Source organism: Cellulosilyticum lentocellum DSM 5427, assembly GCF_000178835.2.
GTDB classification, from domain to species: Bacteria; Bacillota; Clostridia; order Lachnospirales; family Cellulosilyticaceae; genus Cellulosilyticum; species Cellulosilyticum lentocellum.
On sequence record NC_015275.1, the window covers coordinates 4329169 to 4342549 of the forward strand.

Annotated in this window: 13 protein-coding genes; 3 read left to right on the forward strand and 10 right to left on the reverse strand. The window is 33.9% G+C overall.

Going from position 1 to position 13381, the window contains the following annotated elements; translation table 11 throughout:
* The first annotated feature begins 50 nt into the window (after positions 1–50).
* The 3 genes from CLOLE_RS19715 (at position 51) to CLOLE_RS19725 (ending at position 2533) form a co-directional block, all read left to right on the forward strand.
* A complete protein-coding gene (locus CLOLE_RS19715) occupies positions 51–845 on the forward strand; it encodes a motility protein A (RefSeq protein WP_013658884.1) in 795 nt (264 codons plus the stop codon).
* On the forward strand, positions 845–1567 hold the full coding sequence (locus CLOLE_RS19720; RefSeq protein ID WP_013658885.1) for a flagellar motor protein MotB: 723 nt from the start codon (positions 845–847) through the stop codon (positions 1565–1567). Before CLOLE_RS19715 ends, CLOLE_RS19720 begins: the two co-directional genes overlap by 1 nt.
* 258 nt (positions 1568–1825) lie before the next feature.
* Positions 1826–2533 carry a YetF domain-containing protein gene (locus tag CLOLE_RS19725; RefSeq protein ID WP_013658886.1) on the forward strand — a complete coding sequence of 236 codons (708 nt, stop codon included), beginning with the start codon at positions 1826–1828 and terminating at the stop codon, positions 2531–2533.
* A 34-nt stretch (positions 2534–2567) separates the two neighbouring features.
* On the opposite strand, the gene CLOLE_RS19730 is transcribed toward CLOLE_RS19725, so the two are convergent.
* The 10 genes from CLOLE_RS19730 to CLOLE_RS19775 form a co-directional block, all read right to left on the reverse strand.
* Positions 2568–3113: a 50S ribosomal protein L25 gene (locus CLOLE_RS19730; RefSeq protein ID WP_013658887.1), complete on the reverse strand. Its 546-nt coding sequence runs from the start codon at positions 3111–3113 to the stop codon at positions 2568–2570.
* A gap of 540 nt (positions 3114–3653) precedes the next feature.
* On the reverse strand, positions 3654–4880 hold the full coding sequence (locus CLOLE_RS19735) for an MFS transporter (RefSeq protein ID WP_242825753.1): 1227 nt from the start codon (positions 4878–4880) through the stop codon (positions 3654–3656).
* A 122-nt stretch (positions 4881–5002) separates the two neighbouring features.
* Positions 5003–5320 (reverse strand): hypothetical protein, encoded by a 318-nt coding sequence (locus tag CLOLE_RS19740; RefSeq protein ID WP_013658889.1) that lies wholly within the window; start codon positions 5318–5320, stop codon positions 5003–5005.
* A gap of 102 nt (positions 5321–5422) precedes the next feature.
* On the reverse strand, positions 5423–6079 hold the full coding sequence (locus CLOLE_RS19745; protein WP_013658890.1) for a response regulator transcription factor: 657 nt from the start codon (positions 6077–6079) through the stop codon (positions 5423–5425).
* The gene (locus CLOLE_RS22205) at positions 6072–7409 is read right to left on the reverse strand and encodes a sensor histidine kinase (protein ID WP_162145095.1); all 1338 of its coding nucleotides are present in this window, start codon (positions 7407–7409) and stop codon (positions 6072–6074) included. The genes CLOLE_RS19745 and CLOLE_RS22205 overlap by 8 nt, the downstream gene beginning before the upstream one ends.
* A 71-nt stretch (positions 7410–7480) precedes the next feature.
* A complete protein-coding gene (locus CLOLE_RS19755) occupies positions 7481–8098 on the reverse strand; it encodes a DUF2318 domain-containing protein (RefSeq protein ID WP_013658892.1) in 618 nt (205 codons plus the stop codon).
* Between the two features lie 3 nt (positions 8099–8101).
* On the reverse strand, positions 8102–9445 hold the full coding sequence (locus tag CLOLE_RS19760; protein ID WP_242825754.1) for an urease accessory protein UreH domain-containing protein: 1344 nt from the start codon (positions 9443–9445) through the stop codon (positions 8102–8104).
* A gap of 15 nt (positions 9446–9460) precedes the next feature.
* Positions 9461–9736: a hypothetical protein gene (locus tag CLOLE_RS19765; protein WP_013658894.1), complete on the reverse strand. Its 276-nt coding sequence runs from the start codon at positions 9734–9736 to the stop codon at positions 9461–9463.
* A 258-nt stretch (positions 9737–9994) separates the two neighbouring features.
* On the reverse strand, positions 9995–10201 hold the full coding sequence (locus tag CLOLE_RS19770) for a heavy-metal-associated domain-containing protein (protein WP_013658895.1): 207 nt from the start codon (positions 10199–10201) through the stop codon (positions 9995–9997).
* 142 nt (positions 10202–10343) lie between these two features.
* Complete coding sequence (locus CLOLE_RS19775) at positions 10344–12782, reverse strand: heavy metal translocating P-type ATPase (protein ID WP_013658896.1); 2439 nt, start codon at positions 12780–12782, stop codon at positions 10344–10346.
* Between the last annotated feature and the right edge of the window lie 599 nt (positions 12783–13381).

A 13381-nucleotide genomic window follows, 5' to 3' on the forward strand; every position in this document is an offset into this window, starting at 1 on the left:
TAGATACATAAATAATCATTGTAATTTATTGTAAATAAAGGAGTATGCCTATGGATCTCTCTATTATTGTATTTTTAGTCTTTAGTTTTGGCGCGTTATTTCTTGGTTTTATTTTAGAGGGTGGACATCTATTAGCCTTGTTTATTGGAACAGCTGCAATCATTGTTTTCGGCGGCACCATCGGCGCAGTAGGTTTATCTTTCCCTATGGAAGAGATTAAAAGACTTCCTAAAATCATCGGTGTTTTATTTAATTATAAGCCTATTGATAATTATAAAATTACCAAACAATTTTATGAACTCACCACTATTGCTAGAGCCGAAGGTATACTTGCCCTTGAAGATGCAGCTGGCAGAAACGGTATTAAGCACCCTCTTATTACCAAAGGACTCCGCTTAATTGTAGATGGTGTAGATACTAATCATATTTATAAATCTCTAGTAACAGATGCTGAAAATATAGATGCTAGACATGAAGCTGGCTTTGCTATATTTGAGTCTGCTGGCGGTTACTCTCCAACTATGGGTATCATCGGAACAGTTATGGGACTCGTTCACGTTTTAGGAAACCTAAGTGATCCAAGTACCTTAGGTCCTAAAATTGCTGTTGCCTTCATTGCTACTTTATATGGTGTTGGTACAGCTAACTTACTATGGCTCCCTATTGCTACACGTTTGAAAAATATTAGTGAGAAAGAGTCTCTAAGTAATCAAATGGTTATTAATGCACTTGTTGCTCTGCAACAAGGAAAGCATCCAAAGCTTGTTATAGATGATATGTCTGCTTTCCTAACACAAGAAGAACGTGAAAAGGTATTAAAAGAGTTAAAGCTAGGTGATGACTAATGGCTAAGAAAAAACCTAAAAAGGAAAATAGTGAGCGTTGGCTTCTCACCTATTCTGACCTTATTACACTCCTTATGATTTTCTTCGTTGTTATGTATAGCATGAGTAATGTAGATAGTAAAAAGTACGAGGAACTTGCTGGTTCTCTTAGCAACTCACTTGGTATTTTACAAGGAGGTGTGGGCATGTCAAATGCCAATGCTGCTGGTACAGACTCCTCCATTCCTTTTCACCAAACCATAAGTGCTTCTCAGGAAATTCAAACTAAGCTAAAGGACTACTTAGAAACTCATGATTTAACCGAACAAGTCAGTCTTCATGTTGAACCTCAGGGCCTCACCCTTAGCTTTGATGATAATATTTTATTTGATAGTGGTAAAGCAGATATACAATCTGCTTATAAGAAGAATCTACTAGAAATTTGTGATATACTTAAAACCTTCACTAATGACGTAGTGGTTGAGGGACATACGGATAATCTTCCTATTCATACCTCTCAGTTTAGTTCTAACTGGGAACTGGCATCCATAAGAGCTATTAACGTGGTTCATCTTTTTATTGATGAAGGTAAGCTCCCAGCTTCTAAACTTTCAGCTATTTCTTACGGCGAATATAGACCTATTGCTTCCAATGATACGCCTGAAGGACGTGCTAAAAATAGACGAATTGATATCATACTACTAAGTAGTACTTTTTATGAGGAAAGTCAGGCATCTAAATAGCTAGCAACTTCACTAAACATACAAAAGAAGTATTAAAATCTTCATGCTTGAGATTTTAATACTTCTTTTTTTCAAAGCTGTCCTTAATTTCTTGTCTTATAGTACTTTCTATAGTATTTTGGGCTCCACTCTATCATGACTTCTTTATAAAGTCAAAGCTACAGCCAAGGGCTAAAAATTAATATATTTTGTAGTTATATCCTTTTTTAATTTAGGCATACTATTTCTAAATCATTTTATGAAATAGGAGTGTATATAATGGAAGTTATTCAAGCTATTATAACTGCGTTAGGTTCAGCTGCAGCTTTATTTACTTTAAGCAAGTTAATGGGAAATCGTGAAATGTCACAACTAAGCATGTTTGACTATATCAATAGTATTACTATTGGTTCGATTGCAGCTGAGATGGCTACCTGTGAGTTTACAGATCTCCTAAAGCCCTTTACTGCTATGATTGTTTTTGCTTTATTTAATATCTTATTATCCCTTCTCACTAATAAATCAATTAAAATTCGTCGCCTTGCAACAGGGAAACCTAGTATTTTATATGATAATGGACAACTCTATTATAAAACTTTTGCAAAAGCCAAAATGGATTTAGGTGAATTCCTTGTACAATGCCGTGTGAATGACTACTTCGACCTTACTGATATTCAAACAGCTCTCCTGGAACCTAACGGCAAAATTAGCTTTCTTCCAGTCTCCAATAAGCGTCCTATTACAGGAGAAGATCTAAACATTTCTCCCTCTCAAAATTACTTAGTAGCTAACGTTATTATTGATGGCAAAATAATGTTACAGAACTTAAAGCATATAGGTAATAATGAAAAATGGCTTACCAAACAGCTTCGTATACACGATGTCTCTGATATTTCTGAAGTCTTTTTAGCAACCTGTGACCGTAATAATAAATTGTGCGTTTATAAAAAACTAACTGAAAAAATGACAGCTGACTTATTAGAGTAATCTTACAAAGTAAGCTCATTACAGCAACCTGTGGTTATGAGGATTTTCTATCAGTAATTTTCAAGATCATGCTATCTGCACTTACTTGTAAATCGATGTTTTCGTTTTTAAAGACAGGAATATCTTCTAGTGTTAGGACCTTACCTACCGCTAATCCTTCTAAATCAACAACTACTGTATCAATCATATCGGAAGGTAAAGCCGAATAAGGCACTTCAAATAGCAGCTGTTCCAAAACACCCACTACCTTATCTGTATTTTCTAAGATAATCTGAGCCTTACTGTTGACCCTTTTATCAGCTTCTAATGCCTGAAAGCTAATATGAAGGATTTCATTGTTTACAATATTGCTATCGATATCTTTAATTTGTACTGGAATGAGCTTACTGTCAAGCTCAATTTCCATCTTGCTACCTTCACGCTTACACCGGAGTAATTTTTTAGCAGCGTTCTTGTCAATTTGAACCAAAAGTGATTCCGGCAAGGAACCACCATAAATAACACTAGGTATAATACCATTTCGCCTCAGTTGCTTGGCCTTCGTCAACACACTTCTCTTCTCTACTGTAATAATATCCATTTTTTATTCCTCCTAATTATATATTAATGTAAAAACTTACATTCTCATTGATTAAATACAGATATGCCTCATCACAATTCTCTTTTGCTCATAGTTAGTGCTATCATTTTCAGATGCGGCTATTTCTGTATATAAAAAATAGAAGGTACTTTTTTCATACCATTACCTTACAGTAAAAATATTTAAAAGCCCTTCTTATAGACGGTTCTTTTATTATTCAATTCTTTTGTACGACTACTAATAGCCCGCATTGCTATTCCCATCTCCTATTGTAAAAAAGAAGGACTTTTCATACAACACCATACGGTGCAATACCAAAAGCCCTTCTTATAGACGGTTCTTTTTTATTTATTAGTTTTATTAACCATATCATAAATGACTAGGAAAAGCAAGGCTCATAAACCGCTGCACCAAGCACTGCTGCTTTATCTCTAATCTACCTACATAGTATAGGGTAATCCTTCTATAATATATAACTTATTTTTCATATAGAAATCCTCTTGCTTTTTTATTATTAAAAAAAGATATTAATGCATCTTGCTACTTCTTATTTCTCATATAATTAATAATAGCTAGAATCACCATACACACTACGTTAATAGTCAAAATGGTAACAGCTCCTACCATACCTATTTGGTCTGCGACAACGCCTATAACCTGTGGTGCTATAATACCGCCTAAGGCTGCAATAGCTAATAACACTGACATTCCTGTGGTAGAACCTTTGATATACATTCCACCGTTGGATATACAAGTTGGGTAAATACCAGCAAAGAAGAAGCCCATGCCTGCTACTGCTAGAGTAATGAGAGCAAGGTTAGTGGTAGAAATCAGTAGTAAGAAGAAAATAGTTGTGCCTATACAGTTAATTAAGATTAACTTCTGCTTATTTACTTTACTTGAAAGATAAGCTGTGACTAAACGGCCCAACATAATGACCAGCCATGTAATAGACACCAGATTAGTAGCATACGTATCACTCATAATACCTGTGCTTTTAAAATAGGTTACAAACCAGCCATTAACACAGTTTTCTGCTCCTAGATAAAAGAATAAAAGAAGACCAATAATATAGAAATCTATGTTTTTTAAGAAAGCTTTTGAATCATGAGCTTCTGTTTTGGCAGTTATATTCTTCACTTTTTCTTTCTTCTCTGCTTTATCTTTTTTATCTTCATCAAGTGGCATCCAGCCATAGCCTATACTTGAAATGGCACTTAAAACAATAATCGTATAAATAATAAAGCGCCAGTTAAAACCATTATTAATAAATACTCCAGTTAAGAATGGTGCTAAGAAAGCCCCAATGGCAAATACAGTATGTAATAAATTAAGTGCTGCTGGTGTACCATCATAATCATTTACAACCATGTTGTTGGTAATACTTACAGTTCCCCTTCCAATTCCTAATAAGATGCAGGCTATATAAAGTACAGGAACAGGTGGTAATAAAGTAATCATTAATAAACTAATAGGAATAAGTGCTGATAATATCACACTTGTTATTTTTCTCCCTAATAGTTTTACTACTGGTGGATTCACAAAGCTCGCCAAAAAGTTTCCTATAGCAAAAGTAGATAGTAAACCTCCTGCCACACTATAATTGATCCCTGCTTCTTCTATGAGATAAGGCATAACAGCACCTATTACTAAGGCCATCATACCGTTAGCTAAAAACGAATAATAGCAAGGAATAAATAATTTTGCTTTTTTAGTCATCATATTCTCCCCTTTGATTAAAGTCATTTTAAATCTTAAATCTAGCATATATAATTGTAGCTATTTAAGTCTTACTAAACCTTCCAACTATTGTACTATAAAAAACAATATTTTAATACATTAAAAGAGCTGTATTGCTACAGCTCTCTCTAAATGTTTATGAAAAATAATTAACACCCTCTTCTACTACCTTGATTTACTTCCTCAGTATTGCAGCCAGTATTTATCTGCTCCTGACAGTAATCTAACAACATTTCCCCTTCTTCCTCGGAAATATTTCCTTGTTGTACTTGCTTATCTATTAGGTTCTTGATTTCATTATATCGGCTGTTACCTTCTAAAGTGCTATTTAATTCACTGTTAGTAGTATCACTTATACTAGTAAAAGTTCTTTGCGTCTCATTAGTTATACTATTAGCTAATACTGTGAAGCTTCCTAATCCTATTATACCCACTGCCAATGCTACACCTATATACCTTACCTTCATTTCATTTTCCTCCTAATGTGAAATAATGACTTCTGACGTGTTTAGTATACCCGATAGGTACTTCATAATTATGGCACAAATATGGTATAAATATGTGATTTGTTAATTCCCTTCTAAACGGTAACCATATCCATAGATAGTCTCTACTTGAAGTCTAGGCATTTTCTTTCTCATGCGACGCATTAAATCATCTACTACTCTATCATTACCAAAGTAATCTCTTTCCCACACATGATCTAGTATCTCATTTCTAGTAAGTGGATGCTCTTTATTCTTATACAAAAACAAAAGCAACATATATTCTCTATTAGATAAGTCAACCAATTTCCCTTTATCATATACTTTACGGGTCTTTAATTCGATAGTATAGCCAGCTAAAGTAATGTTTTCTTCCTTTTGATAACATCTATCCAATAGCTTCTTTACTCTAAGGACTAGTTCTTTTGGTGAAAACGGCTTGGCAATGTAATCATCAGCACCTTTCTCTAATCCCATAATCTTATCAAAATCTTGGTCTCTTGCTGAAATTAAAATAATAGGTACCTTTGCGTCTTCCTTCCTTATTCTTTCCATCATTTCAAAGCCACTTTTACCTGGTAGCATGATATCTAAAATCCATAAATGAACCTCTTCATTTAAATCCTCTACTGCTTCCACGCTCTCATAAGCTAGTACCTTGTAGCCTTCTTTTTCTAGATAACTTTTTATAATATCTCTTAAGTTTTTTTCATCTTCAATTAATGCAACAATACTACTCATTAGCTTTCCCATCCTTATAAATGATAAAAGTTACTCCCTTTGTTTCGGCGTTTTCATATCTAATATCATACCCATACATATTGACTGTTCTTTTTACAATGGCAAGTCCTAAACCTGACATTCCATCTTTCCCTATTTCAAAGGGCTCAAATAGACTTTCTGCTAGATCTTCTTCTATATTATCTCCATCATTAAAGATTGATAACTTCTGGTCTGTTAACTTAATACTAATCTCATTTTTTGCATATCTCTTAGCATTATCAAATAAATTTTCTAATACAATACGCCATTTTTCTTTATCACCTATAAACCTCTGAGGGACTAAATCCAATCGCACATTGATGAGCTGATCTTGGTCAAACATATAGCTTATTACTTCTTCAAGCAGCCCATCTATTGCAAATTCTCTATAGCTTTCATTTTGGCTTCTGATATACTCTAATCTATTTAAATACAATAAGCCTTGTACTCTCTTTTCTAGTCTTTCTGCTTGGCTATAGATAACATGAGCAGTTTGCTCTACATCACCATAAGGATAAACACCATCTATGATACCCTCTGAATAATTCTTAATGACTGCAATAGGTGTTTTTAAATCATGAGATATATTATGAATCATCCTCTTCTTAGTCTGCTCATTATTATAAAGTTTTCTCCTCATATGTTCTAAGGAATCCATAACTTCTTGAAACTCCAAAGTGCTTTCATTAATACGAATACTTTCTTCTAGCTGACCATCCCCTATAAGGTCTAGCTCGTGTTGAATCTGCTTTAAATTATTAATAAATCTATTATTCCATTTAAAGAAGCTTACTAAAATGATGGTTAAAGCAACTATAATGATAATTAATGTCGTCATAAATAATTGATGAGATAAATATTGATTACCAGTATCTATGCTGTATGAAATAACTTTTTCACCTGAATCTTTATTATTAATAAGATAATAAAGAGTTTCCTGACCATCAATAAATTTACGCATTTCCACTTGTTTTTTTTGTTCTCTACATTGCTCTTTTATCTCCGAAAAAAACTCAGGATACATTAACTGGTGATGAATGAGATCATCATCTGTTTGATCTATAACAAGATTATTATTGCTATCAAATTGAAGATGATATACCCCATTTTTCTTACCTTGTGAAGTATTATAGTATTTTCCTAGTTTAATATACTCATTTTGCTCACTGATAAGTGTATTAAAGTTCTTGTGATCTATAAAATATTTAATACTTATAGGGAGTATAACACCAAAGGCCATTATACTTCCTAATATCAGTACCATCAATGTTATTGCAAGTTGCTGATTAAGCTTCATTTTTTGCTTCATTATCATAAATCCCCTTATGCATAAAAAACCATCTACTTGCGCAGATAGTTTTTTAATTTGTCCTTCTATTCTTAATAAGCTTCTTTCCAATTCTCGAAAATACCTGTTGCCTCTTTTAAGAATGCATTGGAAATAGTAATGTTAGTATCATCTACTGTTTTATCCTCTGAAAAAATAGGAACTGGATTACATCCACCTCTAGTTACCTCTACTTCATCTGGAGAAAATCTGTTCTTGCAGTTTTGACAAACTAGGACATCCCCATCTTGCTCATAGTATCCTCTTCCTGAACTATAACAAATTTGACAAGTATTAAAGGCTGTACGAATGGTTCCATCTGTGGCTTTAATAGCTAGTACTTCTAGGCCCACTCCATCTACTTCTACTGGATAATAGCTTGCCTCATTTGTGATTTCATTAATAGGTATAACTAAGTCTTTCCCTTCTAATACTACCACATTTTCTTTTGCTTTACCTTCATTTTTATTACCTTCCTTTTTAAAAAATAAACTCCCTGCTATTACTGCTACAAGCGCTGCTCCTATCACCACATAAACCATACTTTTAGAGCTGTTACTCTTTTTATTCTTATGATTACCCATCTTTAATTCCTCTCTATTCACCATTTGCTGATTATTCTTCACTATTAATTTGCATTCTCCATTAATTCTTAACTCTTTATTATTCATTATTTATTTCTTAATTACTTTAATGTTACTTCTAATCATTCCCATCCAACAACTATATACAAACTCCCCTTCTTCTGTAGGGGTAAACTCTATTACATTCTCTCCGAGTTTGAATTTTACTTCTTTCTCATACTCTGGAATAAAGATTCTATTGTTACACCCATTAATAGAGCCTTTTTCAGCTGTTATCACCCATCGTACAGGCATGCCTGCTTGTACTTCAATAACAGGGTATTCACCTGAAGCTAATTTGCTTTCTACTATTTGAACACCATTCTCTATCCGTACTACACTATTATTATTAGCACTTACACTACCAGGAACCATTATTCCCGATAAACTCAGTCCGCTACTGAGCATACCTCCACCTAAAATCACAACTAAAACAGCCCCTATAGATATAAGCTTATGTGTAAACCTCTTACTAAGTAATGAAGACAAGACCCCTACCCCAAACATTAAAGGTACTGTCCCCAAGCTGAATAAAAACATAGCCAATGCGCCCTTAAGCATACTTCCTGTTGAAAGACTGTATAATTGCATAGCTTGTAGTGGGCCACATGGCATTAGGCCATTTATTAAGCCTACAAATAAGGGACTATTACTCCCTAATTTGCTATATAATTTTCTAGAAAAAGCTTTTGGCATACTTATATTTAGTTTGCGAAGCCCTGGAAAAACATTTAACATATTCAGCCCCATAATCATCATAAACAGGCCAGCAATAATCTGAATACTTCCCTTTGCTCCTTCTGAAAAACTGATAACCGATCCTAATGCACCAACAATCCCACCCATTACTGTATAAGAAATCACTCGCCCTAAGTTGTATAAAAAACTAGGTCTTAGTGTCACCCACCTATGCTTCTTAGATTCGGTCTTAGTAACAGGTTGTATACACTGTGATAAATTAATACCACCACACATGGCAATACAATGAATTGAAGTCAGTAATCCTATTATAAATAGCATGCCATAACTCATGTTTTCTTTAGCTTCTGGAAAAACATAAAAGAAATTTGTAAAGCCAAAATACTTCAGCACACGATAAAGGGCAAAGATAATAATCATTACTCCTATCATTTTAGTTATGCGGTCTATTTTTGCATCCGCATTTTCCTTCCTTATAACCTTGTAACCTTGTTTCTCAATAACCTGTGCTATGTCTTCGAAGGAAATAAGTTCCTCATCATACAAACATTCAGCGTGATTCTGAGTGTAGCTTACTTTAGCGCTAATGACTCCTTTTGTTTGTTTTAATTTACTGCCTATTCTCCTCTCACAGCTTACACAAGTCATTCCATCAATCTTAATAATCTCTTTTGTGTATTGTCTTTGCATTTTCATATCCACAACCACTCATTATTTTTCCGACTTATTTTCTTTATCCTTTGAACAACAACTACTTCCTTTTGCCATTACAATCATCATTCCAATCATCATAATTGGGCATATAAGAGATGACAGAGTATAAGCTATCTTTGTTCCTGCTACTCCAAGGCTACTACTTATAAGCGGTACTATGGCTACGATAATAATAGGCAACAAACAACAGGCCCCCATCATGCCTATTCCTTTTAGCAAACCTTTTTTCTGGTTCATAGGATTTTCTTTTTTATTTTCTTTTTCTAAATTCATATTCCTTCTCCTATCCTACTTTTAATAGTCATATTTTTATAAATTGCTGCTGTACAAATGTCTAGATAAGCTATTCTATAGACTTATCATAAATAAAAATTACTGCTTAGGTATGGGAGATTTGTGGGATAAATATGTGATTTATCATTTTTACCCCATTATTTAAATTTACCCATAAAAAAAGCCCTATAATAGCACGAGCAAATGGCATGCTATTATAGGGCTCTTGTATTTTATTAACTTAATTCTTACTGAGTATTATACCTCTTCTATAGCTGTTACATCGTAACCAGCTTCATCAATTGCCTCAGTAAGTACTTCATTGGCCTTGTCAGTATCTAATACTGCATACTTACCTTCTAAACTTACCTCTACTTCTCCTTTAGCAAAACCTCCTAAAGCTTCTTTTACATGTGCCACACAGTGACCACAACTCATACCATCAATCATTATTTTCTTTTTCATCTTCATCTCTCCTTTTATTACTATTTTATCTTATCATTTTATTTTTAAAAGCTAACTATGAAAATATTATTATTTTCATTCTAGCTTACTATTATTACTTTACTCCAAAGATCATAAAGACTTTAGTAAATGATTCACCGATTTATCCTTTAAAGTTTTTAAGTCTTAAGGCATTAAGAAGTACTGAAACAGAACTTAAGCTCATGGCTGCTGCTGCAATCATAGGATTTAATAATGGCCCTCCAAAGATATGAAGAAATCCCATAGCTACTGGTATACCTAATACATTGTAACCAAATGCCCAAAATAGATTTTGCTTGATATTTCTAATGGTTGCCTTGCTCAGTTTAATAGCTGTTGGCACGTCTTTAAGGTCACTTCTCATAAGAACAATGTCAGCTGATTCAATAGCTACATCTGTTCCTGAACCAATAGCAATACCTATATCAGCTCTAGCTAAAGCAGGGGCATCATTAATACCATCTCCTACCATGGCTACTTTTTTACCTTCATTTTGAAGCTTTTGTACTTCATTGGCTTTATCTTCTGGTAAGACTTCTGCAAGTACAATGTCAATACCTACTTGTTTAGCAATAGCTGCTGCAGTTTTCTTGTTATCCCCTGTAATCATAGCTACCTTAATACCCATTTGATGAAGTGTTTGTATAGCTTCTTTACTACTTGGTTTAACTGTATCTGCTACTGCTATAATACCTGCTAATTTATCATCTATTGCAATATACATCGGGGTTTTACCCTCTTCTGCCAGTCTATCTGACTGAGTAGTTAATGTACTAATATCAATATTTTCTTCTACCATTAATTTCTTATTTCCTAAGAGCACATGCCTACTATCAATATCTACAGCAATACCATGACCTGGTATGGCATTAAAGTTTTGTATCTCTTTAAAAGCTAAGCCTCTTTCTTCTGCTGCTCTTACAATAGCTTCTCCTAATGGATGCTCAGAGCCTTTCTCTGCACTAGCTGCTAAAACAAGTAATTCATCTTTACCTGTAGTAGCTGTTAAGATATCTGTTACCTTTGGTTTACCTTCTGTTAATGTTCCCGTTTTATCAAAAACAATGGTATCTATTTTATAAGTTGTTTCTAAGGCTTCTCCACCTTTAATAAGTACACCATTTTCTGCACCTTTTCCTGTTCCTACCATAATCGCTGTTGGGGTAGCAAGACCTAAGGCACATGGACAAGCAATAACAAGTACCGCAATAAAAATAGTAAGGGCAAAGGTTGCAGACTCTCCAGCTATTAACCAACCTACAGCAGCGATAATTGCTAATATAATAACTGTTGGTACAAAGTAAGAAGAGATTACATCAGCCATTTTAGCAATTGGTGCTTTAGTCCCTTGAGCATCTTCTACTAATTTTATAATTTGGGCAAGCGCTGTATCCTTACCAACCTTAGTAGCTCGATACTTAATAAATCCAGTTTTATTAATACTTGCTCCTATAACTTTACTTCCTACCGTTTTTTCTACTGGAATACTTTCTCCTGTAAGCATGGCTTCATCAATAGCAGTACTGCCTTCAATAACTTCTCCATCTACCGGCAACCTTTCACCTGGTTTAACAAGGATTACGTCTCCTACTACCACTTCTTCAAGGGGCACTGTTACCTCTACATTATTCCTAATAACTGTTGCTGTCTTTGGTGCTAAGCCCATAAGCTTTTTAATGGCTTCAGAAGTTTTACCTTTTGATCTAGCTTCTAAGTATTTACCTAATGTAATCAGTGCTAAGATAGTGGCTGCTGATTCATAATACAGATGCATGGCATGCTCCATACCGCCCTCTGGATGTGTGATAATTTTATAAGTGCCATATAAGCTATAAATAATAGCAGCTAGTGTTCCTACTGCAATTAAAGAGTCCATATTAGGACTAAGTTTAACTAAGTTCTTAAGCCCAATCTTATAGAATTTGAAACCGATAAACATAACTGGCAAGGTGAGAATTAACTGAATCATTGCAAAGTTGAGCGGATTCATCATTGGATCAAGCACACTAGGAAGTGGCATACCTACCATATGTCCCATGATAATGATTAAAAGTGGAACAGTAAATATGAGTGATGCAATAAGACGCCCAAATAAAAGCTGTTCTTCTGTATATTTCTTCTTCTCCGTGCTTTTTTCCTCTTCTGTAATAAGTTTATAACCTGCTTTTTCTACAGCAGCTTTGATTTGGCTTGTTTTTACAAGATCTTCATCTACTTTAACCGTAAGCTTCTCACTGGCAAAGTTAACATTACTACTTTCCACACCCTCTAACTTCTTCACCACTTTTTCTATACGATTAGCACAAGCTGAACAGGTCATACCTTCTACTTTAAAGGTATAAGCGGCTTCATTTTTGTGTACCTTATAACCAGCTTTTACTACCGCTGCTTCAACCTCTTTAGGTTGCAGCTTGGCATCATCATATTTTAGAGTTAAGGTTTCTGTAGCAAAATTCACATTGGCTGTTTCTACGCCCTCTAACTTTTTAACAACTCTCTCAACCCGATTGGCACAAGCTGAACAGGTCATGCCATCTATTTTAAAGGATCTATTTGTCATAGTTTACTTCCTTTCTTCCATTTATATTTCACCCCCCCTATGGGGTGTTATTTAATACTATAACTCTTTCTTTATTTTGTCAATCATTCATCTGTCCTATTCTATTACTATAAAGTCGTTCATACTCTCTAAATTCTTTATAGCCCTATCCATTTTATTAATATATTTAAAGCAAGTCATTCCACCTATTTTCATTACTACATATATGCTTTATATGGTTTTAATTTAACATTTTAGTACACACTCTGAACAAAATATTTAAAATTTATAATTAAAAAATTATTTTAATTGCATTAAATCACTCATTTCTTTACATCTTGTGTGTTTTTAGCACAAAATAGAACAACTTGCACTATAATCAACTACAAACAATTGAGTCATTATACTTTTAGTACTTTTCATGTCTACTAATGATAACAATTAATCGCTAAATAAAAAAACTAATCTATGCATAAGTCATCTTAGTGTTATTTACATCCAAGTAAAACTCATAATAGAAGTAAAAGAACTATATAAAGGAGGTGCAAAACGATATCATCTGAGACGCTAAAATAATATGACTCTAACAGCAGAAATAGACTCTCAAATGCTAAAGCATA